Origin of the sequence: Pseudonocardia zijingensis, assembly GCF_042657305.1 — a bacterium.
Taxonomy (GTDB): domain Bacteria; phylum Actinomycetota; class Actinomycetes; order Mycobacteriales; family Pseudonocardiaceae; genus Pseudonocardia; species Pseudonocardia zijingensis.
Window position 1 is genome coordinate 88,751 of the sequence record NZ_JBHSKO010000015.1, and the last position, 22,182, is coordinate 110,932.

The 22,182-nt window shown below is 73.6% G+C and carries 24 protein-coding genes; 14 read left to right on the top strand and 10 right to left on the bottom strand.

What is annotated here, in order from left to right:
* The first annotated feature begins 612 nt into the window (after positions 1-612).
* The 6 genes from ACFPL3_RS26045 to ACFPL3_RS26070 are packed head-to-tail and all read left to right on the top strand — an operon-like array spanning position 613 to position 6,007.
* A complete protein-coding gene (locus tag ACFPL3_RS26045; protein WP_343941473.1) occupies positions 613-1,761 on the top strand; it encodes an extracellular solute-binding protein in 1,149 nt (382 codons plus the stop codon).
* A 9-nt stretch (positions 1,762-1,770) separates the two neighbouring features.
* Positions 1,771-2,664 (top strand): ABC transporter permease, encoded by an 894-nt coding sequence (locus ACFPL3_RS26050; RefSeq protein WP_343941474.1) that lies wholly within the window; start codon positions 1,771-1,773, stop codon positions 2,662-2,664.
* Positions 2,664-3,470 carry an ABC transporter permease gene (locus tag ACFPL3_RS26055; RefSeq protein WP_343941475.1) on the top strand — a complete coding sequence of 269 codons (807 nt, stop codon included), beginning with the start codon at positions 2,664-2,666 and terminating at the stop codon, positions 3,468-3,470. The genes ACFPL3_RS26050 and ACFPL3_RS26055 overlap by 1 nt, the downstream gene beginning before the upstream one ends.
* A complete protein-coding gene (locus ACFPL3_RS26060) occupies positions 3,467-4,495 on the top strand; it encodes an ABC transporter ATP-binding protein (protein WP_343941476.1) in 1,029 nt (342 codons plus the stop codon). Before ACFPL3_RS26055 ends, ACFPL3_RS26060 begins: the two co-directional genes overlap by 4 nt.
* Positions 4,496-4,500: 5 nt before the next feature.
* Positions 4,501-5,217 (top strand): glycerophosphodiester phosphodiesterase, encoded by a 717-nt coding sequence (locus ACFPL3_RS26065; protein ID WP_343941477.1) that lies wholly within the window; start codon positions 4,501-4,503, stop codon positions 5,215-5,217.
* Positions 5,195-6,007, top strand: coding sequence for an inositol monophosphatase family protein (locus ACFPL3_RS26070; RefSeq protein ID WP_343941478.1), 813 nt, complete (start codon positions 5,195-5,197; stop codon positions 6,005-6,007). The genes ACFPL3_RS26065 and ACFPL3_RS26070 overlap by 23 nt, the downstream gene beginning before the upstream one ends.
* Before the next feature lie 406 nt (positions 6,008-6,413).
* Here ACFPL3_RS26070 and ACFPL3_RS26075 read toward each other — a convergent pair whose 3' ends face one another.
* Positions 6,414-7,388 (bottom strand): AraC family transcriptional regulator, encoded by a 975-nt coding sequence (locus ACFPL3_RS26075; protein WP_343941479.1) that lies wholly within the window; start codon positions 7,386-7,388, stop codon positions 6,414-6,416.
* A gap of 74 nt (positions 7,389-7,462) precedes the next feature.
* Between ACFPL3_RS26075 and ACFPL3_RS26080 the strand changes: the two genes are divergently transcribed.
* From ACFPL3_RS26080 to ACFPL3_RS26095, 4 genes are all read left to right on the top strand, one after another.
* Entirely contained in the window at positions 7,463-8,386 is a 924-nt protein-coding gene (locus ACFPL3_RS26080) for an alpha/beta hydrolase (RefSeq protein WP_343941480.1), read from the top strand.
* Between the two features lie 78 nt (positions 8,387-8,464).
* On the top strand, positions 8,465-9,865 hold the full coding sequence (locus ACFPL3_RS26085) for a lyase family protein (RefSeq protein ID WP_343941481.1): 1,401 nt from the start codon (positions 8,465-8,467) through the stop codon (positions 9,863-9,865).
* Complete coding sequence (locus tag ACFPL3_RS26090) at positions 9,862-11,412, top strand: SLC13 family permease (protein ID WP_343941482.1); 1,551 nt, start codon at positions 9,862-9,864, stop codon at positions 11,410-11,412. Before ACFPL3_RS26085 ends, ACFPL3_RS26090 begins: the two co-directional genes overlap by 4 nt.
* Positions 11,413-11,448: 36 nt before the next feature.
* A complete protein-coding gene (locus ACFPL3_RS26095; RefSeq protein ID WP_379589689.1) occupies positions 11,449-12,468 on the top strand; it encodes a LacI family DNA-binding transcriptional regulator in 1,020 nt (339 codons plus the stop codon).
* 7 nt (positions 12,469-12,475) lie between these two features.
* Here the strand turns inward: ACFPL3_RS26095 and ACFPL3_RS26100 are convergent, their stop codons facing one another.
* On the bottom strand, positions 12,476-13,084 hold the full coding sequence (locus ACFPL3_RS26100; RefSeq protein ID WP_343941484.1) for an Rv1733c family protein: 609 nt from the start codon (positions 13,082-13,084) through the stop codon (positions 12,476-12,478).
* Between the two features lie 125 nt (positions 13,085-13,209).
* Here ACFPL3_RS26100 and ACFPL3_RS26105 point away from each other — a divergent pair, with 125 nt between their 5' ends.
* The 3 genes from ACFPL3_RS26105 (at position 13,210) to ACFPL3_RS26115 (ending at position 14,283) form a co-directional block, all read left to right on the top strand.
* Complete coding sequence (locus ACFPL3_RS26105; protein ID WP_343941485.1) at positions 13,210-13,434, top strand: DUF4177 domain-containing protein; 225 nt, start codon at positions 13,210-13,212, stop codon at positions 13,432-13,434.
* Positions 13,435-13,473: 39 nt separating this feature from the next.
* Positions 13,474-13,671 (top strand): hypothetical protein, encoded by a 198-nt coding sequence (locus ACFPL3_RS26110; RefSeq protein WP_343941486.1) that lies wholly within the window; start codon positions 13,474-13,476, stop codon positions 13,669-13,671.
* Positions 13,672-13,743: 72 nt separating this feature from the next.
* Positions 13,744-14,283, top strand: a complete 540-nt coding sequence (locus tag ACFPL3_RS26115) for a hypothetical protein (protein WP_343941487.1) — start codon at positions 13,744-13,746, stop codon at positions 14,281-14,283.
* Here ACFPL3_RS26115 and ACFPL3_RS26120 read toward each other — a convergent pair.
* The 4 genes from ACFPL3_RS26120 to ACFPL3_RS26135 are packed head-to-tail and all read right to left on the bottom strand — an operon-like array spanning position 14,264 to position 18,144.
* Complete coding sequence (locus ACFPL3_RS26120) at positions 14,264-15,448, bottom strand: cation:proton antiporter domain-containing protein (RefSeq protein WP_343941488.1); 1,185 nt, start codon at positions 15,446-15,448, stop codon at positions 14,264-14,266. The two genes, ACFPL3_RS26115 and ACFPL3_RS26120, sit on opposite strands and share 20 nt — an antisense overlap.
* A complete protein-coding gene (locus ACFPL3_RS26125; protein WP_343941489.1) occupies positions 15,439-15,933 on the bottom strand; it encodes an RDD family protein in 495 nt (164 codons plus the stop codon). The genes ACFPL3_RS26120 and ACFPL3_RS26125 overlap by 10 nt, the downstream gene beginning before the upstream one ends.
* Positions 15,930-16,682: a hypothetical protein gene (locus tag ACFPL3_RS26130; RefSeq protein ID WP_343941490.1), complete on the bottom strand. Its 753-nt coding sequence runs from the start codon at positions 16,680-16,682 to the stop codon at positions 15,930-15,932. Before ACFPL3_RS26130 ends, ACFPL3_RS26125 begins: the two co-directional genes overlap by 4 nt.
* Before the next feature lie 25 nt (positions 16,683-16,707).
* A complete protein-coding gene (locus ACFPL3_RS26135; RefSeq protein WP_343941491.1) occupies positions 16,708-18,144 on the bottom strand; it encodes a DUF2252 domain-containing protein in 1,437 nt (478 codons plus the stop codon).
* Positions 18,145-18,275: 131 nt separating this feature from the next.
* Between ACFPL3_RS26135 and ACFPL3_RS26140 the strand changes: the two genes are divergently transcribed.
* Positions 18,276-18,773 carry an NUDIX hydrolase gene (locus ACFPL3_RS26140; RefSeq protein WP_343941492.1) on the top strand — a complete coding sequence of 166 codons (498 nt, stop codon included), beginning with the start codon at positions 18,276-18,278 and terminating at the stop codon, positions 18,771-18,773.
* Positions 18,774-18,785: 12 nt separating this feature from the next.
* Here the strand turns inward: ACFPL3_RS26140 and ACFPL3_RS26145 are convergent, their stop codons facing one another.
* The 4 genes from ACFPL3_RS26145 to ACFPL3_RS26160 all read right to left on the bottom strand — a co-directional run bounded on the left by ACFPL3_RS26145 (position 18,786) and on the right by ACFPL3_RS26160 (position 22,169).
* Complete coding sequence (locus ACFPL3_RS26145; RefSeq protein ID WP_343941493.1) at positions 18,786-20,159, bottom strand: diacylglycerol/lipid kinase family protein; 1,374 nt, start codon at positions 20,157-20,159, stop codon at positions 18,786-18,788.
* Positions 20,160-20,170: 11 nt separating this feature from the next.
* Positions 20,171-20,596 carry a DUF7144 family membrane protein gene (locus tag ACFPL3_RS26150; protein ID WP_343941494.1) on the bottom strand — a complete coding sequence of 142 codons (426 nt, stop codon included), beginning with the start codon at positions 20,594-20,596 and terminating at the stop codon, positions 20,171-20,173.
* Entirely contained in the window at positions 20,593-21,801 is a 1,209-nt protein-coding gene (locus ACFPL3_RS26155) for an AI-2E family transporter (RefSeq protein ID WP_343941495.1), read from the bottom strand. The genes ACFPL3_RS26150 and ACFPL3_RS26155 overlap by 4 nt, the downstream gene beginning before the upstream one ends.
* A 65-nt stretch (positions 21,802-21,866) precedes the next feature.
* A complete protein-coding gene (locus tag ACFPL3_RS26160; protein WP_343941496.1) occupies positions 21,867-22,169 on the bottom strand; it encodes a DUF3040 domain-containing protein in 303 nt (100 codons plus the stop codon).
* Positions 22,170-22,182 lie beyond the last annotated feature (13 nt).

A 22,182-nucleotide genomic window follows, 5' to 3' on the forward strand; every position in this document is an offset into this window, starting at 1 on the left:
TCTCGCCCTTGCCTCGGGTGATGACCACCGATCCTCGGGTGGACGGGCCGCGCTCCGCGCGCTGCGGTGCCGTACGGGCCGGGTCTGAAGACGACCGATCCGGTGGGCACACCGCGAGATGCTCGTCGCGGCCTCCCGGGCTCGTGGACGAGCACGTCCCGTCGGCTGCAGGGCGAGATTGGCGCGCTTCCCGACGCGAGGTGTCGGGAAACGCGCGCGGCCGGTGATCATGCGGTGCCGGCGGGTTCAGCGGAACCCGGCCGGGAAGACATCCCTGGAGGAGCGGGGCCGGATCAACCCCGGTTTCCCGCTCCTGATCTTTCTTCTTGGTGTTCCGGGAGCCACGACGAGGAGCGGAGGCCCCGCTCCTTCATCGCATCAGTGGCGTAGGCACCCAGCAGCGACGGTCTCGTCGAGAATCGCCGTGCCCCCGCGCCGGGGACGGCCGCCAGAGCGACCACGGAGTTCGGCAGTGAACCCAACGCGACCACCGCGCCACCGGCACCGGGTCGCCACGCGCGGTTCACGGGGAGTCCAGGAACACGATCTACCGAAGATCCGAATGTCATGTCATGATCCCGGGGCTCCCCGACAACCGCAGAAGGCAACCCGATGACGCGACGCCGCTTCCTCCCCACGGCAGCCTTCCTCGCCGTGGCCGGTCTCCTCACCGCATGCGCAGGCAACGGCCCGGGCGCCACGGCCCAGGGGGCCGGGGACCCGCAGAACGTCCGGGTGTACCTCGCGGGCGACACCAACATCCAGGAGCTCTGGGAGAACACCCTGATCCCGGCGTTCACCGCGGCGAACCCGGGCGTCGGCGTCGACCTGCAGTTCGACCTGCACGGAGCCAACAAGACGCAGACCATCGCGAAGCTCGCAGCCGCCGACCAGCAGGGTGAGGACGCGGGCATCGACATCGTCGAGGGCGGTGCCGCCGAGGACGCCGGACCGGCCGGCCTGCTGGTCGACCCGGCGGGTCTCATCCCCGGCCTCGACTCCGTCGACCCCGAGGTCCTGGCGGCGGCCGGGCCCGGGGCGGTGCCCTACCGGGCGTCGTCGGTGCTGCTCGCCTACGACTCGACGAAGGTGCAGGACCCGCCGCGCACCCTCGACGAGCTGCTCGCGTGGATCAAGGCGAACCCGGGCCGGTTCACCTACAACTCGCCCAAGACCGGCGGATCGGGCCAGGCGTTCGTCACCACGGTGCTGGACAAGTTCGTGCCACCGGACGTGCGCGCGCAGATGACGACGGATTACCACAAGGAGCTCGAGAGCAGCTGGGACGAGGGCTGGCGGACGCTCGCCGAGCTCAACCAGTACGTGTTCCAGGGTGGCGTCTACCCGAACGGCAACAACGGCACGCTCGACCTGCTCGCCAGCGGCCAGGTGTCGATGGTCCCGGTGTGGTCGGACCAGTTCTTGACGGGCCAGCGCAACGGCAGCATCCCGCCCACCGTCAAGGCGCTGCAGATCAGCGACCCGCCCTTCACCGGCGGCGCCACGCCGATCGGCATCGTCGAGGCCTCCGAACGGCGCGACAATGCCGTGAAGCTGGTCGACTTCCTGCTCCAGCCCGCGCAGCAGCAGGCGATCGCGGAGAAGATCGCCGGCTTCCCGGTGATCCCGCTCGACGAGCTCTCTGCCGAGGTGCAGACGGCGTTCGGCGAGGCCCACCCGGACCAGCTGCGCCCCACCTACTTCACCGACCACAAGAACGACCTGAACAACCTCTGGGACCAGCTCGTCCCCGGCCACTAGGCACCCGACATGCGCAGAAGACCGATCGCCGGGCTGCTGATGGCGGCCCCGCCGGTGCTCGTCGTCGCGGTGTTCGTCGGCTTCCCGATCGCGACGGCGATCGCGTACAGCCTCGGGCACGTCGGCGGGCTGAACGCCACGATCGCGCGGATCGCGCGCGAGCAGCACACCGTGGACGCCTGGTGGCAGCAGACCCTCGGCGCCTACGCCGACGTGCTGGCGGACGGGCGGGTGCTGCGCGACCTGCTGACCACCGTGACGGTCACGCTCGTGACGACGGTCGTCGTGGTCGGGCTCGCCTGGGTGATCGCGCTCTACCTGCGGTTCTCAGGCTCCTGGGCGGCCCAGGTGCTCGCCGCGATCGCCGTGGTCCCGATGTTCATCCCGGTCGTGATCGCGTCCTGGGCCATCCTCACGTTCTACGCGGGCGACGGGTTCGTGCGCTCGGTCGCCGCGACGCTCGGCGGGGAGGCGCCGACCCTGGGCTACACGGTCACCTGCATCACGATCGCGATGATCTGGACTTCGCTGCCGTTCGCCACCCTGATGGTCACCTCGGGCGTGCAGTCGGTGCCGAACGCGCTCATCGAGGCCGCGGCGGACGCGGGCGCGTCGCTGCCGCGGATCGTCCGGTCGGTGCTCCTGCCGATGGCAGTGGTGCCCACGGTGATCGCGGCGACGTTCACGGCCATCGCCACGCTCGGCGCGTTCACGGTGCCGTACTTCACCGGGCCGAACGCGCCGACGATGCTCGGCGTCGGCATGGCGGCCTACTTCCAGTCCTACAACCTGCCCCAGCAGGCCGTGGTGATCGCCGTGATCGTGTTCGTGATCGCGGCCGGCATCGGTGCGCTCTACGTGTGGGCGAACCTCCGGGCGGCGCGCGCCGCGGGACGGGTCTGATGGCCACGGCCGGGCGGGTGCTGGGCGGCATCGCGATGGTGCTGCTCGGCGTCTTCATCATCGGGCCGCTGGTGTGGCTCGCCGTGCGCGCGTTCGCCACCGGGTGGACCTATCCGCACCTGCTCCCCGACGGGTGGACGCTGCACTGGTTCGGCGAGGTGTTCGCCGACCCGTTGCTGTTCTCCTCGATCCAGCTCTCGCTCGCGTTCGCGTTCACCACGATCGCGGTCGCCGCCGTGATCTGCCTGCCCGCCGCGTACGCGTTCGCGCGGTTCGACTTCCCGGGCAGGCGGTTCTTCCTGATCGGCCTCTTCGCCACGAACGCGTTCCCGAAGACCGGACTGTTCGTGTCCATCGCCGCCCTGTTCTACGCGTTCGACCTGATGGCGACGTTCAGCGGGATCGTGATCGTGCACCTGCTCGGCACGGTGGTGTTCATGACGTGGATCCCGGCGGCGGCGTTCGCGGCGGTGCCGCGCAGCCTCGAGGAGGCCGCGCGGGACGCGGGAGCGCGGCCGCTGCGGGTGTTCACGTCCGTGACGTTGCCGATGGCGCTCCCCGGGATCCTCGTGGCCCTGACCATGTCGTTCCTCGCCTCGTTCGACGAGGCGCAGGGCACCTACCTGGTCGGCGCCCCCGTCTACTACACGATGCCGACGGAGATGTACTCATTGGTGCTCAACTACCCGCGCCAGGTCGCAGCGGTGTTCTCGATCCTGCTGTCGATCCCGTCCGTCGCCCTGCTGCTCCTCGTGCGCAAGCACGTCATGGGCGGCCAGCTCGCGGAGGGGTTCCAGATCCGGTGAGTCTGCACCTCTCTGGCGTCTCCAAGGATCTGGGCGGGCGCCGCATCGTCGACGACCTCGACCTCGACGTCGACAGCGGGGAGCTGGTGTGCCTGCTCGGACCGTCGGGGTGCGGGAAGACCACCACCCTGCGCATGGTCGCCGGCTTCCTCATACCCGACGTCGGGAAGGTCGTCATCGACGGCCGGGACGTCACGAACCTCCCCCCGGAGCGCCGCCCCACGGCGATGGTGTTCCAGAACTACGCGCTGTGGCCGCACATGACCGTGTTCGACAACGTGGCCTTCCCTCTCAAGCTGCGCAAGCTGCCCCGGGCCGAGATCGCGACGCGGGTGGAGGCGATGCTGGAGCTGGTCGGGCTCACCCACCACCTGCGCAGCCGGCCCGCCCACATCTCCGGTGGGGAGCAGCAGCGCGTCGCGCTCGCGAGGGCGCTGGTGCAGGAACCCGCGGTGCTGCTGCTCGACGAGCCGCTGTCCAACCTCGACGCGAAGCTGCGGGTACGCGTGCGTGAGGACATCCGCGACATCCAGCAGCGGCTCGGGATCACCACCCTCGTCGTCACCCACGACCAGGACGAGGCGCTGTCGATCGGGGACCGGGTGGCCGTGATGAACGGCGGTCGCATCGAGCAGGTCGCGCCGCCCGACACGCTCTACCACCAGCCCGCCACCCGGTTCGTCGGCGGCTTCGTCGGCGCGATGAACAGTCTGTCCGGCTCGATCGAGAACGGGAAGGCGGTCCTCGCCGGCGGCACGGTCGTCGCCGTCCTGACCCCCTGCGCAGCGGGTGGCACGGAGATCGCGGTGCGCCCCGAGGACGTCGTGTTGGCGCCCGACGGTGCTCCCGCGCGCGTGGAGCGCGTCGTTCCCCGCGGGCACTTCACCGAGATCGTGCTCGACCTCGGCGGGACGGGCCTGCGGGCCTACCTCGGCCCCGACGATCCACGCCCCGCGCCGGACGACACCACCGGCGTCCGGTTCCGTCGAGCGCTGGGTTACGCGGACGGGCAGCTCATCGGATGAACCCGATGACGCCGGGAGGCACCGGCGACACGGCACTGGCCATCGCACATCGCGGAGACCCCGTCCGGAACCGGGAGAACACGCTGCCGGCCATCGGCGCGGCCGTCGACCAGGGCGCCGATCTCGTCGAGATCGACGTCCGGCTCACCTCGGACGGCGCGGTGGTGCTCCTGCACGACGCCACGCTCGAGCGGCTCTGGGGCATGCCGGCACGGGTCGACGCCGTCCTGGCCGCCGACCTGCCCGCCGGGATCCCGACCCTCACCGAGGCCCTCGACCACATCGCGGGCAGCGGGGTGGGGCTGCTGATCGACATGCCCGAACCGCTCGCCGCCGGACCCGCCTACGACGTCGTACGCGAGCGGGTGGGTGCGGCGGCGCTCGCCCCGCACGAGGTGCTCTGGTGCGGGGCGACGGACGCGCTCGCGCGGGTGCGCTCCGCCGACCCGGACGCGCGGCTCCTGCTCTCGTGGGACAGCGCGGACTACCCGCCGGAGCCGACCGTCGAGGCCCTCGCCCCGGAGGCGTTCAACCCGAACTGGCGCACCATGGCAGCGGACGTCGTGACCTGGGCCCACGACCGTGGCATGGCCGCGTGCTGCTGGACGGTCGACGACGAGCCGGTGATGGGCGACCTGCTGCGCCGCGGCATGGACGCCATGATCACCAATCGGATCGGGAAGTTGCGGAGGGTGCTCGATGGGCTCGACGGTGCCGCCTGAGGAGCTGGCAGAGGCGGCCCGGGTCGCCGAGGAGGCCGCCGGTATCGCGATGCGGATCGTCCGAGCCGCCCCGCTCGGCGTGGTGCAGGAGAAGGCGCACGCCGCCGACCTCGTCACCGACGTGGACCGGGCGGTCGAACGCGAGGTGCGCGCGCTGGTCGCGGACCGCCTCCCCGGGCACACGGTGGTGGGCGAGGAGTTCGGTGGCGTCGCCACCGACGGCCCCACCTGGTACTGCGACCCGGTCGACGGCACCACGAACCTGGTGGCCGGACTCCCGTGGACGTCGTTCTCGCTCGCGCTCGCCGTGGGCGCGACGCCCCTGGTCGGCGTCGTCGCCGACCCGTGGCGCGACGAGGTCGTGCTGGCCGTCGCCGGGAAGGGCGTCACGGTGAACGGTCGGCCGGTCCCCGGCGCGCGCCCGGCGCACCGTGCGCGGCTCTCCGGCGGCGTGCTCCTCACGGAGTGGGCCGCGCACCGGCCGTGGCCCGGGATGGCGCAGCTGCTCGCCGCGCTCGCCGACCGCGCGTGCACCGTCCGCGTGATGGGCAGCGGCACGCTCGCCCTGGGCCACGTCGCTGCCGGCCGCGGCACCGGGGCGATCATCAGCGAGTTCCACCCCGAGGACCACCTCGCCGCCGCGTTCGCCTGCGCCGAGGCCGGGCTCGCGGTGCGCGACGAGTCCGGGGCGCAGCGACCGTTCCCCGACCGGGGCGGCATCCTCGTCTGCGCGCCGGAGGCCGCGGACGAGCTCTTCGACGTGTGGCAGGAGGCGCTGCGCGCCTGGTAGGTCCTGCGTCGACGGCCCGCGGTGGGTGGCCCGCCCACCGGGGACGGGTAGGCGCACCCCCGGAGCGACTCCGGCTACGGGGGTGGATCGTCGCGCGGGACCTACAGCTTGATCAGCGGACCGGCGCGTTTCCCGACGCCAGGTGTCGGTTTTCGCGCCCGGCCGGTGATCATGGTGCCGGGAGGCCGCGTCAGCCGCGCTGGTGTGCTGCCCGGGCGTCGGCCGCATCGGGAGCGGCGGTGCGCATGACGCGGCCGACGGTGTGGCCGATGGCGTTGCGCACCGCGAGTCCCCCGCGGGTGTGGGGGACTCATCAGGGCGGCCACCAGGTTGACGCGGCGCTGGCGCGTGCGGACCTCGCGCCGGTGGCTCATCCGCGACACCGACTACGGCAACCGGAAGGGGATCAGGCTGCGCCGGTCGGACGTCGAGCGCCGGTTCCCGGGCCTGCTCGACCTGCTGGCAGCGGAGTTCGAGCGGCGGCGCGGCGCCGGTGACGACTCGGGGACGTGCCCGTGATGCGGGTGAAGGCGTGGCTGAACGAGCTCTCGGAGGCGTAGCCGAGGCGCCTGGCCAGGGCGGCCACCGTGGTGTCGGAGTCGCGCAGCGCCCGCTCGGCGAGCCGGATGCGCCAGTGCGCCAGGTAGGTCAGCGGGGGCCGGCCGGAGACCTCGCGGAAGCGGTGGGCGAAGTGGCTGCGCGACATGCCGGCCGCGGCGGCGAGGTCGGCGAGGCCCCAGTCGCGGGCCGGGTCGGCGTGCATCAGGGTCACCGCCGGGAGCAGCTGGGGATCGGCGAGCAGGCCCAGTGAGCCGGGCTGCGTGAGCGCGTCCTGCCGCAGGCCCGCGCGCAGGACCTCGAGCAGGAGGAGCTGGGCGAGCTGGTCGGCGGCGAAGCTCGCGCCCGGGCGGGCGGCGGCCGTCTCCTCGACGATGCGTTCGAGCAGCCGGCGCATCTCCCCCGCCTCGGGGCTGGACGCCCGCACATGGGTCACCGCGGGAAGGGCCGAGGTGATCAGGGCCGCCGCGGCGGGGTCGAGGTCGACGTGGCCACCGAGGATCGCGACGTCCCCGCCGGCACGCAGCTGCGCGACCGGGCTGCTCTCGGCGGTGGGACCGGTGGCGTCGACCGGCCGCAGGCGGGGGTCGCTGCACAGCACCATCGTCGTGATCCCGTTGAGCACGACCGCCTCGCCCGCGGCGATCCGCACCGGCGGGCCGTCGTCGACGACGAGCCAGCAGGAGCCGCCGACGACGGCGTCCAGCTTGACCTGGGCGTCCACCTCGTACCGGACCGCGAACTCCCCGCCGGTGCGGAAGCCGCCGGAGATCACGCAGCGGGCGTCGGCCAACGCGAGCACCTCGGACAGCGGATCCGGCACGATCGGACTCTAGCGCAAGAAGCACGCACTCCAGAGCATTCACAGTCCGGCACAGCACGAGCAGGCTTGCGGTCGTGGATTCACCAGTACGCAGCGTCGTATTCAGCAACAGGAACATCGACATCGCAGGCGACCTCCACCTGCCGCCCGGGTTCGACGCGGGCAGGAGGTACCCCGCGATCGTCACCGTGCACCCGGGCAGCGGCGTGAAGGAGCAGACGGCCGGGATCTACGCCCGGCACCTGGCCGAGAAGGGGTACGTGACGCTGGCGTTCGACGCCTCCCATCAGGGCGAGAGCGGTGGCGAGCCGCGCCACCAGGAGGAGCCGGCCGCGCGGGTGGAGGACATCCGCTGTGCCGTCGACTTCCTGACCACCCTCGGCCACGTGGACGACGAGCGGATCGGTGTGCTCGGCGTGTGCGCGGGCGGGGGGTACGCCGTGAACGCGGCGATGACCGAGCACCGGATCAAGGCCGTGGGCGTGGTCTCGGTGATCAACATCGGCAGGGCGTACCGCGCCGGGGCGTCCGTGGGCGAGGCGCTCGAGGCCGTCGGCCGGCAGCGCACGGCCGAGGCCCGGGGTGCGGCACCGCTGATCACGAGCTGGACGCCCGAGAGCCCCGAGGCGGCGGCGGAGGCCGGCATCACCGACTCCGACATGCTCGAGGCGGTCGACTACTACCGCACTCCCCGGGGGCGGCACGAGCGGTCGGACAACCGGCTCCGCTTCACGAGCGTGGCGTCGCTGCTCGCGTTCGACGCGTTCCACCTGGTGGAGGAGCTGCTCACCCAGCCCCTGCAGATCGTCGTGGGCAACCGGATCGGGAGCTCCGGCTCCTACGAGGACGGCCGCGAGCTGTTCCGGCGGGCGACCGGCACCAAGGACCTGTTGGTCGTCGACGGCGCCGGCCACTACGACCTCTACGACCGGCCGGAGTACGTGGGTCAGGCCGTCGCGAAGCTCGGGGACTTCTTCGCGGAGAACCTCAAGGCGTAGCCCGGCAGGGATTGACGCGACGTGGAATGGATTCCATAGTGGAATCCATTCCACACGGAGCGCCATGGAGGTTCGACGATGACCCCGACCGCGGGGCGGTCCCCCTTCTCCCTGCTCGTCCACCTCGCGGGCGACGGGGAACAGCTGGAGATCTTCTCAGAACAGAGCTCGATCGAGGCCTGGCTCGCAGCGGAGCGGGCGCTGGCCCGCGCGCAGGCCGAGCACGGCGTGATCACCCGCGACGACGCCGACGCGATCGTCGCCGCCGCCCGCCCGGGCAACGTCGACGCGGCCGCTCTCTGGACGAGCGCCCGCACCGTCGGCTACCCGATCCTCGGCCTGGTCCGGGCGATCAGCGCGGCGCTCCCGCCCGGCCCCGACGGCCGCGTGCACTACGGCGCCACCACCCAGGACATCATGGACACGGGGCTCGCCCTGCAGATGGCGCGCTCGCTGGCGGCCCTGGACCGGGCGCTGGGCCGCCTCGGTGACGCCCTCGCCGCGCGGGTCACGGAGCACGCCACCACGGTGATGGCCGCCCGCACCCACGCCCAGCAAGCCGTTCCCACCACGTTCGGCGCCACCCTCGGCTCGCTGCTGGCGCAGTTCGCCCGCCAGCGCGAGCGACTCGCCCAGGCGGCGCCGCGGATCGCGCTGGTGTCGCTGTTCGGCGCGGGCGGGACCGCGGCTGCGCTGGGCCCGCGCTCCGCGCAGGTGCGCGCCACGATGGCCGGCCTGCTGGGCCTGCACCACACCGACGTGCCGTGGCACGTCGACCGCGACGGCGTGGCGGAGTTCGGCTGGCTCTGCACCACGCTGACCGCCACCTGCGCGAAGCTCGCCCGCAACGTCGTGGACCTGTCGCGCACCGAGATCGGCGAGGTCTTCGAGCCGTACGAGACCCACCGCGGCGCGTCCTCCACGATGCCGCAGAAGGTCAACCCCATCTCCTCGGAGATCGTGATCGGGCTCGCGGGCACCGCGGGGGCGCTGGCGTCGTCGCTCGCCCGGGTGCAGGAAGCGGGGCACGAGCGGGCGGCAGGCGAGTGGCAGATCGAGTGGCAGGTCGTCCCACAGCTCGCCGTGCTGGCCGGCACCGCGCTGGCCGAGACGCTCGTGGTCGTCGAGGGCATGCGGGTGGACGCCGAGCGGATGCGCGCCAACCTCGAGCAGGACGGCGGCCTCGTCATGGCGGAGGCGCAGATGATCTCCCTCGCCGCCGCGATGGGGCGCGAGCACGCGCACGACCTCGTCTACGAGGCCGCCGCGCGCACCCGGACCGCCGGGCGCACCCTCGCCGAGGTGCTGCCCGACGTGGCCGCCGAGAAGGGCAGGCGCGACCTGCTGCCCGACCCGCTGGTGACCGCCGACGACTACGTCGGCGAGGCCGCCCGGATCGCCGACGCCGCGGTGCGCGGCTGGGCAGGCGTCCCGGCGCTCGCGATCGCCGGCACCCCGCTCGCGGAGCTGGCGTCGTGAGCGCGCAGATCGAATCCGCCGCCGCCCCGGCCGCCGACGTCGAGGGGCCGGACAACCGGTTCGACCGGGCCCGTTCCCGGGTCGGCGCGGTCGCGGTCCTCCCGCTGATGGCCCTGGCCCTGCTCTGGCCGGGCGGGATGCCGGCCGCGCAGCGCGGCATGCTCGCGGTGCTGGCGTTCGTGATCGTGCTGTGGATCTGCGAGACGATCCCGATCGCGGCCACGGCGCTGATGGGCATCGCGCTGCTGGTGCTGCTCGGGGTCGGCACGCCGTCGGAGGTGTTCGGGGCGTTCGGCTCGCCCACCGTGTTCCTGGTGGTCGGCGCGTTCCTGCTGGCCAGGGCGATGACCGTGCACGGCCTCGACCGCCGCTTCGCGCCGCGGGTGCTGTCGCTGCCCGGGGTCGGGAACAGCACCTACCGCACCGCGCTGGCCTTCGGCGTGGTCGCGACGCTGCTGGCGACGCTGGTGTCGGCGTCGGCCACCGCGGCGATGCTGCTGCCGATCGGCGTCGGTGTCGTCCGCACCGTCGGCGACCTCGTGCGGGAGCAGGACCCGTCGATCACCGGGTACCGCACCCGGTTCTCGTGCATGCTCATGCTGGCGATCGCCTACGGCGCGGGCGTGGGCTCGGTGCTCACCCCGATCACCGGGATCGCGAACGTCATCGGGCGCGGCGCGGTCGAGGAGATGACCGGCTACCGGATCCCGCTGTTCGACTGGCTGTCCATGTCCGCGCCCTACGTCCTCGCGCTCGGCGCGGTGATGTTCGGCGCGCTCGTGCTGCTGAACCGGCCCGAGACCCGCCGCATCCCCGGCGGGCAGGAGCACTTCCGCGCCGCGCACCGCGCGCTCGGGCGGATGAGCGGTGGGGAACGAAACGTGCTGCGGGTCTTCGCGGTGACCGTGACCCTCTGGGTGGTGCCCTCGCTGCTGGAGACCCTGGGCGTCGTCACCCCGGACACGCCGGCGGCGAGCGTGATCAGCCGCCTCGACGAGGGTGCGGTCGTGGTCGCCGCGGCGGGCCTGCTGTTCTTCCTGCCGACCGGCGCGGGCGGCCGGACGCTCACCTGGGCGGACGCGGCGAAGATCGACTGGGGCACCGTGGTGCTGGTCGGCGTCGGCCTCACGATCGGCCGGATGATGAACGCGACCGGCCTGGCCGACAGCTTCGGGGCCGCGGTCGCCGGCCTCACCGGCGTGCGGTCGACGCTGCTGCTCTGCCTGGTCGCGGTGGTCCTCGCGATGGTGATCTCGGAGACCACCAGCAACACGGCCTCGGTCGGGATCGCGGTGCCGATCATCGTCCCGATCGCGACCGCGATCGGCGTGGACCCGCTGATCCCGGCGATGGCGGCGATCTTCGGCGGCAACGCGGGCGCGATGCTGCCGGTCTCGACGCCGCCGAACGCCATCGTCTACGGCTCCGGTTACGTGCCGATGATCCGCATGATCCGCACCGGTGTGGTCGCCGACCTGGCGACGATCCCGTTGATCCTGCTCGCGACGGTCGGGATCGGCTCGATGATCGGCCTGGCGCTCCCGTGACGCCGTGAGCACCGCCCCGGCCAGTAGGTTCGCCCCGTGAGCACTCTCGCGGACGTGGCCCGGCTGGCCGGGGTCGGTGTGGGCACGGCGTCGCGCGCCATCAGCGGGAAGGGCTACGTCGACGCCGAGACCCGGCAGCGGGTGCTCGACGCCGCGGCCGAGCTCGGTTACCGCCGCAACGCGGCCGCCCGGGCCCTGCGCGAGCGGCGCAGCCACGTGGTCGGGCTGATGCTCCCGGACATCCACAACGAGTTCTACACGGCCAGCGCCGCCGTCCTGCAGGCCGAACTGGACGCGGCGGGCTACCAGCTGCTCGTCACCAGCACCGGCAACAGCGTGGAGGGCGAGCGGCACGCGTGGGACACGATGCTCGACCGGCAGGTCGACGGCGTGGTGCACGTCCCGGTCGACCCCCACGCCGCACCGCCGCTCGGGCTCCCGGTGGTGCAGCTCAACCGGCACACCCGCACGGCCACCGCCACGGCCGTCGTCAGCGACGACGTCGCGGGAGTGGCCGAGCTGACCCGGCACCTGGTCGACGCCGGGCACTCCGACCTCGTCGCGCTGGTCGGCGCCCCGCAGCTGTCCACCAGCGAGGAACGCACGAGCGGGTTCCGGCAGGCGGCCGACGCCGCCGGCCTGGTGGAGGACGCGGCGAGCGGGCCGCGGTACCGGGTGGTCGTCACCGAGTTCAGCGCCGACGGCGGCGCCGAGGCGATGGCGCGGATCGAGCCCGACCTCCCCACCGCCGTGGTGGCCCTGAGCAGCCGCCTGGTGATGGGGGTGCTGCGGTGGGCGCGGGCCCGCGGGGTACGGATCCCGGAGGACCTCTCACTGGCCGGCCTCGGCGATCCCGAGTGGTTCGAGCTGTGGCAGCCCGCCATCACCACCTTCGCGCCGCCGCTTGCCGAGATGGGCAGGCGGGCCGCCCACGAACTCGTCGCGCGGATCGGCGGGGACGCCGCGCCGGCCGCGACGACGATCCGCCTCGCAGGCGAGGTGCGCAGGCGCGACTCCGTCCGGGCCCCGGCGCGGCGCGGCGCGGCGCGGGCCTGAACCGGCGTCACAGGACGTCGCGGCGCCAGTCCGGCTCCACCGCCGTCCACTCGCTGTTCCACCGCCGGGCGTTGATCGCCGCCGTGGCGAGGCGCACGGCCAGCCACGCCGCGGCGAGCAGCGAGCCACCGGCGATCAGCACGCCGGACGCGGCGACGATGCCGCCGACCACCGCGTTCACCTGCGTGGTCGGGCGGGGTACCCGCTCGCCCGCTTCGTCGATCCACACGTCGACCTCGGAGCCCGCCGGCAGCGTCCGCTCGACCACGACGAGGCCGGTGTGCTCGCGCCCGGCGCGGTCGATCCAGCGGGCAGGCACCTGCGCCGCCAGCTGCTCGCCCGAGTAGCCGATCTGCACCTTCGCGTCGTCGAGCAGGACGGCGCGCGTCTGCGACACCGTGGCGGCCTCGATGTCGGCGCGCTCGCTCTCGTGGCGGTGGACGGCCAGACCGGTCACGATCGCGGCCGCGAGCAGCAGCAGGGCGGCGACGCCCAGCACCCACGCGATCACGTCCTCGGCGCGGTCGGTACCGCGCCGGGGAAGGCTGCCGGTCACGTCGAGCAGGGTGCCGGGATCCGCGCGCGCCACGACAGCGCCTGCAGACCCCACCCGCATGGGCCGAGAGTCCTGCGCCGGGATTCCTACAGGGCCCGGATCCGGGCGGCCGCCTCGGCGCTGTCGAGGTGATTCACCCGCTGCAGGGGACGCCGGGGGGCCCACCGGGTCGGCACTGTCGGGCCATGCGACGTTCCGATGTCACCCAGCGGGTGGAGTACCGCGTTCTGGAGCTCCGGGAGAGCCGGATCGGAGGGGCGCTGTCCGGGAGCAAGTTGGAGGAGATCCTGAACGACGAGGCGCGGCAGGGCTGGATGCTCAAGTCGATCACGCACGCCGACGTGAAGGGACGGATCGGGCCGGGAGCCGTCGAGGGGCTGCTCCTGACCTTGGAGCGTCCGGTCAGCTGAACGGGCGCACATCCGGCACGGTGGGTCGGAGGGGTGGACATGCACCGGATGCAGGACCGCTATCGATTCGAGACCGCCGTCGGCGTCGTCGACGTGTGGGTGATGCGCGAACACCGGGACGGCACCGTCGACGTCCTCTGCACGTGCTGCGGTGCCCGGTGGGAGCGGGTGCGGGTCCACCTCCAGGGCGGGCCCGGCGGGCCGCCGGACAGCTCGTCGCCCACCGCCGCGCGGTAGGGCCGGCGCGGTCCGAGCGGCATCACCCCGGGCGGGTGGTGCGCGACCGGCGGATCTCCGCACGCTGGTGCCATGGCGAGCGACGGCCCGGCCGCGGCACCCGCGCGGCGCCACCTGCTCGGTAGGTTCCTCGGTTGGCAACGACGGAGGTGGAGCTCGAGCCGCGAGCTCGCCCACGCGATCCACGGCACGGTCGTCGGGGCCGCCGCCATGGCCGCGGCCAGCCTGCACGGCACCATGCAGGACGTGGTCGTGACCGTGCTGGTCACGGTGGTCGTCTACTGGGCCGCGGAGCGGTACGCCCAGGTGCTGGGCGCCGCGGTGAGCGGGCCGCAGCGACGCGCCCGGGTCCGCGCGGCGCTCCGGCAGGGCCGGCCGATGATCGAGTCGGCCTACACGCCGCTGGCGGTGCTGCTGGTGGTCGGGACCCTCACCGGCAACCTGCGCACCGGCGTGCTCTCCGCGCTGATCACAGCCACCCTGCTGCTGGGCGCGCTCGGGCACGTGGCGGCCCGTCGCGCCGGGACGTCCACAACCGGGGCGATCGGCTGGGGCGCGGTCAGCGCGAGCCTCGGCATGGTCATCATCCTGCTCAAACTCGCGCTGCACTGATGCGCGAGACGAGCGGGGCTGCGCTGAGGCCGTGCGCGACGACGCTGAGCAGCACGGTGACACCGATGATCGCGATGGCGAGGCCCGCCGGGTCCCCGAGCTCCTCGAGGGCGAGCAGCGCGAACACCAGCGACGCTAGCCCGCGCGGGCCGAACCAGCCGATGAACAGGACGGTCGGCCGGTCGAACCCGGCACCCAGGCAGGCGATCGCCACCGGCACCATCCGCACGAGGGTGAGGCTGAGCACCGCGTACGCGACGACGAGGAGATCGGCCCGCTCGGCAACGATCGGGACCGCCAGCGCACCGAACGCGAACCACACCAGCAGCGACACCAGCCCGCCCGTCTGCTCGAGGAACACCAGCTCGGCCGGACCGCGGCGCCCGGCGGCGACCCCGAACGCCAGCCCCGCGCAGAAGGCGGCGACGAACCCGTTCCCGTGCAGCCACAACGCCGCGGTGTAGGCCACGAGGGCGAGGGCGAGCACCGCGGCGCCGGCGAAATCCTCGGCGGCCAACCCACGATCGCGGGCCCGCCGCAGGAGGCTCCCGCCGGCGAGCCCGGTCCCGCCGCCGACGACCACGCCGATCGCGAGTTCGGCCAGGGCCTCCCCCACGCTCGGCGCAGCGTGGACCGCCTCGGCCGTTGCGGCGCCCGCGAGCGCGACCATGACGACGGGCGTGACGATGCCGTCGTTCAGCCCGCTCTCCACCGTGATCAGACGGCGGATCCGGGACGGCACCCTCCGGTCGGTGACGACCGGGAGCCCCAGTGCGGCGTCGGTGGGGGCGAGCGCGGCGGCGACGAGCAGGGCGAGCCAGAGGCCCAGGCCCGGGAAGAGCCAGGTGGCCAGGCCCCACCCGGCGAGGACGGTGAGCGGCAGCCCGATGGCCAGCAGGCGCAGGATCCGGCCCACGTCCGCGCGCAGCTCACGGAACGGAACGCCCGCCGCGTCGGAGAACAGCACCCAGACCAGGGTGAGCTCGGCCAGGGGTTCGAGCACGGCGGTGGCCGTCTGCCGGTCGACGGTGCCGGCCGCGGAGCAGAGCCCTCCGGCCACGACGAACACGATCGGCGCGGTCAGGTCGTCGCGCTCGAGCCGGCCCGACAGCACGCCCCACAGGAACACCAGCCCTGCGACCAGCAGGATCGCCGTCACGTCCATCGGCCGGCCCTCCCCGGTGGTTCCGGCGCGGACGCGGCGAGCCCCGCGTCGTCGCTCCAGTCGTAGACGACCTCGCTGAGCAGCAGCGCGTCCTGCAGCGAGCGACGGCGCCGGGTGATGGCCGCCCACAGCAGGCCGGGCGGGAAGAGCAGGCACAGGGTGGCGCGCAGGGCCGCGCGCGCCCACCCCAGCTTGAGGTGGCGCGCGGTCAGCACGCGCAGCCCGAGGACCGCCGCACCGTAGGTGCGCCCCGTCGTCGCCCAGGCGATCGTCAGGTACGCGCCGGCGATCACCGCGCCCACGGCGAGCACCAGCGCCCACGGCGGGCTGGGCCACCGGAAGGTCAGCGGTGACCAGGCGAACCGCGCGGCCGCCGCGGCGAGGAACACCCCGCCGCTCATCACGAGCACGACGACCAGGTCGACGGCCGCCGCCACCACGCGTGTGACGATGCCGGCCGGCCGCGGGTCCGGCGGGCTGTTCACGGGCCGGCCGGGGCCTGGCGCGGCCGGTGCAGGAGGCGGTCGACGAAGCCGGCGACGGCGTCGTCGGCCTGCCGGGCCTCGATGCGGACCCCGCGGATGGTGTCCGAGGTGAGCGAGCCGGTCGAGTGCCGCACGATCTCCGGCAGGTCGATCGCGTCGATGACCTCACGGGCGAGGCCGACGAGGTCGATGCGGGCGATCACCGCGTCGAGGTCGATCCGGGCGGCGACGGCGTCGACGTCGAGGCGGTCCGCGATCGCGTCCAGGTCGACCCCCGCCACGACGGCGTCGACGTCCAGGCGGCGCGCGATCGCGTCGAGGTCGACCCGCGCGACGGCCGCGTCCAGATCGACCCGCGCGACGGCCGCGTCCAGATCGACCCGGGCGACGGCCGCGTCCAGATCGAGCCCCGCAGCCACCGCGTCGAGGTCGACGTGCCGGCGGACCAGCGCGGTCAGGTCCGTCGTCTCGAGGAACGCCGCGAGGACCTCACCGACGAGCAGGCGCAGGAGCCCGCGCGCCTGCCGCTGCAGCTCGGCCCCGCCCTCCCGGCCCCGCGCGGCGAGCGCGGCGACCGCATCGGGCCCGGCCAGCACGGAGGCGAGGGTCACCGACCGGCCCAGGACCGCACTCGCCAGCGTGCGGACCGGCCGGCCCGCCTCCCACAGCCGCCTGCCCGCGACGAGCCCCAGCCCGGCCACGACGGCGGCCGCGGCGCCCACCTGCCCTCGCTGCGTCCCCGGGTCCACGTCGCCTCCTGGCCTGCACTGCCGGTCACACCCCGGCGGTGGCCTCGACGCGGCCCTCCGTGATCGCGGTGACCAGCGCGCGGTGGTCGCGTGCGTTCTGGTCCGCGTAGGCCTCGGCGAAGTGCACGAGGGCGTCGTCGAAACTGCGCCCCGAACCGAGGTAGGCCGCGATCGCGATCCGGTCGCCGGTGCGCGCGTGCGCTCTGGCGAGGGTCCACCCGCAGAGCTCGGCGTACAGCCGCAACCCCCGCGGGAGCATCTCCTCGACCTCGAGGGAGCCCTTCCAGTCGCGCAGCTGGCGCAGGTAGAAGTCCCGGTCCGCGCCCTCGATGCCGGACACCCGCAGCCACCCGAGGAAGATGTCGCCCACCGCCTGCATGAGCCGCTGCCCGATGACCACGCGCTGCCCGTGGTTCTTCTCGGCCGCGCGCCCCAGGTGGGTCTCCAGGACCGAGGTGCCGGCCTCCTTCGCCTGCAGGAACAACGGGTCCTGTGGGTCCCGGCCGAGCAGCAGCACCATCCAGCACCGGGTCCCGACGCTGCCGACGCCCACCACCTTGCGGGCGAGGTCGACCGCCCGGTACTGGTCGAACAGCACCCGCCGTTCCACCGGCAAGGTGTCGCGGTACTGGCGCAGCAGCGCGTACAGCGAGGCCTCGATGTCCGGGACCTCGGTGAGCAGGTCGCGCACCGGCACGACGAGCGGCGGGTCCGCGGTGAACCGCGGCTGCCCGTCGACCATCGCGGTGAACCGGGCGAGGGCGCCCGTGTTGTCGCGGGTGCGGGCCTTGTCGAGGCTGCGGTCCAGCATCTTGCGCCGGGACGCCTTGAGATGCCCGAGGTACTGCCTGCGCAGGGCGTCGACGTTCGCGTGGGCGTACCAGACCTCGAGGTTGGTGGCCCCGGCGAACCCCCGCATCGCCTCCCGGTAGGAGCTGCACGCGGCCCGCACTGCGGCCCGCCGGTCGGCGTCGTCGAGGCCGCGGTCGCGGCCGGCGACCTCGACGCTGGCCGCGAGCCGCTTCACGTCCCACTCCCACGGGCCCGGCAGGGTCTCGTCGAAATCGTTGATGTCGAACACCAGCTGGCGCTCCGGCGAGGCGAAGAAGCCGAAGTTGCTGAGGTGCGCGTCGCCGCACGCCTGCACGACCAGCCCCGAGTCGGGCGTGGTGGCGAGGTCGGCCGCCATCACCGCCGCGGCACCTCGGAAGAAGGTGAACTCGGAGACGGCCATGCGGCCGTACCGGATGGGCAGCAGGTCCGCCACCCGGTCCGCGGCCTGGTCCTGCAGCAGCGTGACCGGGTCGGGGCGGTCCGCGGCCGGTGTGAAGCCCGCGTGCGCCGAGCGTGGCACGCGGACCCGTACGGCCCGCCCCATCGCCGCGCGTTCGCGGGCGGTCCGGACCGCCGGCGGCCGCTCGGAGCCGAAGGTGCCCTGGGGTCGAGCCATCGTGCTGGTCACGGGAACCCCCTCGGGTCGTCGACGTCCTACCGGACCGTGGCACCGGACGCAGCGGCACGGCTCACCCACGACGGGTGACGCGCCGGATCGGCGGCTGATCGGACGATGGCCCTGGCGGACGGGGGTGCGAGGTGCAGCTCAGCGGGGGCGAGCCGGGAGCGGTCCGCAGCGTTCACTTCCACGACCCGGCCGCGCCGCGGGCGGCCGCGGTCGTGCCCTCGGTGTTCGTCGCCGTGCGCGACGCCGCCGGTCGGCTGCTGCTGGTGCGCCGCTGCGACGACGGCACCTGGGAGCTGCCGGGAGGGCAGGTCGAGGTCGGGGAGAACGCGATCGCCACCGCGGTGCGCGAAACCGCCGAGGAGACCGGGGTCGACGTGCGGGTGACGGGCCTGGTGGGGCTGTACACCGACCCGGGGCACGTCGTCCGCTCGGTGCGCGGTGCGGTGCGCCAGCAGTTCGTCGTGGTGCTGCGGGCCGACGTGGTGTCGGGCGAGCCGCGCCCCGACCGGGAGGAGACCACCGCGACGGGGTGGTTCACCCCGGAGGAGGCGCTCAGGCTGCCGCTACGGGATCCGGTGCGGCGGTGGATCACGGACGCGCTGGCGGGAGGTCCCCCTCGGCTGGAGTGAGATCGGCGCCGCTCACGCCGCCGGGTGCCCGGCGAGCACGCGCAACAGGGCGGGCACCGCCTCGCCGATGCGCGGGCGGCGCGGAACGCCGCGGGCCGACAGCGGCGTCCGCACCCGCAGCGCGTGCGGGAGCGACCGGAACCGCAGCGGCGGCGCCAGGCGCAGCGCCTCACCGTCGACGCCCACGTCGACGAGCGGCTCGGCGGAGTCGACGACGAACTCCCGGGTGCTCCAGGCCCGGTACCCGCGGAAGCCCTGGATGTGACCGGTGGCCTCCGCGGTGACCAGCGCGGGGATGTCCCGCGCCCGGTCGACCTTCACCGTGACGACACCGAGCACGCCGTCGTCGATGCGGGGCCGGGTGCCGAACCCGGTCATGCTCTCGAGGTGGTAGACGTCGTTGGACACGAGCACGAGATCGGCCGTGCCCTCCGGCTCCCCGTCCGGCCGGTCGAAGCGCAGGTCGAACGGCTTCGCCTGCGTCCCGAGCAGGTCGGGCAGCATCTGGGCGGCGGTGCCGAGCTTCGCGTCGCGGTAGGCCTCGGACTGCACGACCGTCGCGTACACCCCGAGTGACGCGTTGTTGACGAAGATCCGGTCGCCGATCTGGGCGAGGTCGATCCGCCGCTCGAACGCGTCCCCGAAGGCGTCCAGCGCACCGACGACGTCGGCCCGGTCGAGGCCCAGGTCGAGCGCGAAGTGGTTGCGGGTGCCCGCGGGAATGCACACGAGCGCCACGTCGTGCTCGCGGGCGACGTCGGCCACCAGTGCCTGTGACCCGTCGCCGCCCGCCATGCCGATCACGTCCGCTCCGGCCGCGACCGCCTCCTCCGCGAGCGCGCGCAGGTCGTCGCCGGGGTGCAGGACGATCGGCCGGATCCCGCGCCGCTGCGCCTCGTCCTCCAGGTGGAAGCGGACGACCTTGCCGCCGCCCGAGCGCGGGTTCATGAGCAGGACGCCGCGCCGGGCCGGGCCGACCTGCCGCCCGGTACGCGGGCCGGTCAGGTCGTCACCCAGTGCCACGCGCGCCGCGCCGACCGAGACCAGAACCAGGACGAGCAGCAGCACGGCCCGGCCGATCGCGCTCGCGTCGATCTGCAGCGCCGCGACGACGAGGAGCACCACCGTGGCGACGAGCAGCACCACCGCGAGCGCAGCCGCGAGCACCCGCCGCGTCCCGCGGTTGACCAGCGCGGTCCAGCCGGCCATGACCGCCAGTGCCACCAGGACGAGCGTCAGCACCAGCAGCCCGAGGTTGCGGAACGCGGCCATCGCGACGACCACGAGCGCGGCGGCCAGCGCGAGGACGGCCACCGCGGCCGCGATCCGCCGGCCCGGGGACGGCGACCGCCGGTCGGATTCCGGCGCGGCGATCGTCGTGTCCATGCCGCCCGCCCTCAGGCCGTCTCGCGGCCGGCCGTCGCGAGTGCCCAGATCACCGCGATGCCGAGCGCGATGATCGTCAGCGACCAGATCGGGTAGTACGGGATGAACAGGAAGTTCGCGACCAGGCTGAGGCAGGCCAGCCCGATGCCGGTGATCCGTGCCCACGTGGCGCCGGTGTTGACGGCGAACCCCGCGACCGCGATCGCGATCCCGAGCAGCAGGTGGATCCAGCCCCACGCGGTGAGGTCGAAGGCGTAGATGTACTCCGGCGTGGTCACGTAGACCTCGTCGTTGAACAGCGCGGCGAGTCCGGCCAGCGCGAGCCACAGCCCGTTGACGATCATCATCGCCGCGGCGAACAGGATCAGTCCGCTGCGGGCCACGGAGGTGCGGTCGGTCGAGCCGGCCGTCATCCGGGACGAGCTCTCGGTGCTCATGCTTCGGCTCCTTCCATGGAGGATCTGCTGGAGGCCTGCTCGTGGTGTCGCCACCACGAGCGCGACCCGCGCGGCCGGTGCCGCGAGGTGGGGGTGTCGGCCTGATCGCCGCCGCCGGCCGAGGAGGTCAGCGCGTCCACCCACGACGCGCGGGGGTCGACGTCGACCATGACGGCCTTGGCGAGCAGCGTCAGGGGGATGGCCAGGATCGCCCCGAGCGGTCCGAGCAACCACGTCCAGAACGCCAGCGCGACGAACGTGATCGTCACCGACAGGCCGACGGCGTCGCCGACGAAGCGCGGCTGGATCAGCGACTGGATCACGAAGTTGAGTACGACGTACACGACGATGACCACGACCATCAGGCCCGGGCCGCCGATCAGCAGCGCCAGCAGCGCCGGCGGGACCAGCCCGATGATGAACCCGATGTTGGGGATGTAGTTCGTGACGAACGCGAGCACGCCCCACAGCACCGCGAGGGGGATGCCGAGCAGGGCGAGCGCGATCCCGTCGAGAACCGCGACGATCAGCCCGAAGACGGTGGTGACCAGCATGTACTGCCGGGTGCCGTGGGCGAAGCCGCCGAGCGCCTCGCGCATCTCCGGCCGATCGGCCTCGATGCGCGCGAGCCGGTTGCCGACGCTGCCCGACTCGAGGCTGAGGAACAGCAGCAGCGTCAGCACGAAGACGAGGTTCCCGGCCAGCCCCGCCACGTCGCTGAGCAGCGACCCGAACAGTGCAGCCAGCTTCCCGAGGTCCAGGGACTCGGCGGCCTGGCGCAGCTCGGCCGGCCCGACACCGAAGCGCGCCCCCAGGTTCGCCACCGACTCGGTCAGCTGCCTGCTCTGCGCCGCGTACTGCGGGAGGGCCGTGGTGAGCCGGGCGATCGAGACGATGACGGCGATCGCGATCGCGAGCACCACGGCGTAGACCGCGAGCACGAGCACGAGCGTCACCGCCCACCGCGGCCAGCCCCGGTTGCGGAACCACCGCTGCACGGGTGCCACCGAGATGACGATGACGAGCGCGAGGAACACCGGCCCGATCAGCCAGGCCACCGACCGGATGCCGGCCGCCACGATGATCGCCGCAGCCGCGCCCAGCAGGACGACCAGCCCCCGGGGGATCACGACCCCGAGAACCGCCGCACCGGGTTCGCGGCCGTCCGTGCCCGTGGGCTCGGCGGGCTCAGCTGCAGACGTCATACCGGCACGCTGACAGGCCCGCCACCGCCCCGTACCACCCGCGCAGGGTGAGCGTCGGGCACCCCTCAGCCGGCGCGGCGCCTGCGCCGCCGCACACGGGCCAGCCACCAGGCGGCCGCGAGCAGCACGCAGCCGGGGAGGAACACGTCGCCCCAGCCGGACAGCGCCCCGATCCCGGCCAGCAAGGAGCCGATGACGATCGTCGCCCAGAACAGGAACGTCACGGCGCACCGCACGGCTCCGCGGACCCGCCGCGTCCGCGTGGAGCTGGTGTCGAAGCGCCGGAAGCGGCGGACGAGAGCGGGATCGTCGGCGAGCATCTGCCGCTCGATGGCGGCCAGCCGCCGCGCGTCCTCGTGGCTCAACACGGTCTCACCCCAC

Excerpts from the sequence above, each read along its gene's own strand:
- ACFPL3_RS26155 (WP_343941495.1), bottom strand. The coding sequence starts at position 21,801 with ATGACGTCTGCAGCTGAGCCCGCCGAGCCCACGGGCACGGACGGCCGC.
- ACFPL3_RS26105 (WP_343941485.1), top strand. The coding sequence starts at position 13,210 with ATGCGACGTTCCGATGTCACCCAGCGGGTGGAGTACCGCGTTCTGGAG.
- ACFPL3_RS26145 (WP_343941493.1), bottom strand. The coding sequence starts at position 20,159 with ATGGACACGACGATCGCCGCGCCGGAATCCGACCGGCGGTCGCCGTCC.
- ACFPL3_RS26110 (WP_343941486.1), top strand. The coding sequence starts at position 13,474 with ATGCACCGGATGCAGGACCGCTATCGATTCGAGACCGCCGTCGGCGTC.
- ACFPL3_RS26065 (WP_343941477.1), top strand. The coding sequence starts at position 4,501 with ATGACGCCGGGAGGCACCGGCGACACGGCACTGGCCATCGCACATCGC.
- ACFPL3_RS26050 (WP_343941474.1), top strand. The coding sequence starts at position 1,771 with ATGCGCAGAAGACCGATCGCCGGGCTGCTGATGGCGGCCCCGCCGGTG.
- ACFPL3_RS26045 (WP_343941473.1), top strand. The coding sequence starts at position 613 with ATGACGCGACGCCGCTTCCTCCCCACGGCAGCCTTCCTCGCCGTGGCC.
- ACFPL3_RS26070 (WP_343941478.1), top strand. The coding sequence starts at position 5,195 with ATGGGCTCGACGGTGCCGCCTGAGGAGCTGGCAGAGGCGGCCCGGGTC.
- ACFPL3_RS26115 (WP_343941487.1), top strand. The coding sequence starts at position 13,744 with ATGGCGAGCGACGGCCCGGCCGCGGCACCCGCGCGGCGCCACCTGCTC.
- ACFPL3_RS26100 (WP_343941484.1), bottom strand. The coding sequence starts at position 13,084 with ATGCGGGTGGGGTCTGCAGGCGCTGTCGTGGCGCGCGCGGATCCCGGC.
- ACFPL3_RS26085 (WP_343941481.1), top strand. The coding sequence starts at position 8,465 with ATGACCCCGACCGCGGGGCGGTCCCCCTTCTCCCTGCTCGTCCACCTC.
- ACFPL3_RS26150 (WP_343941494.1), bottom strand. The coding sequence starts at position 20,596 with ATGAGCACCGAGAGCTCGTCCCGGATGACGGCCGGCTCGACCGACCGC.
- ACFPL3_RS26055 (WP_343941475.1), top strand. The coding sequence starts at position 2,664 with ATGGCCACGGCCGGGCGGGTGCTGGGCGGCATCGCGATGGTGCTGCTC.
- ACFPL3_RS26120 (WP_343941488.1), bottom strand. The coding sequence starts at position 15,448 with ATGGACGTGACGGCGATCCTGCTGGTCGCAGGGCTGGTGTTCCTGTGG.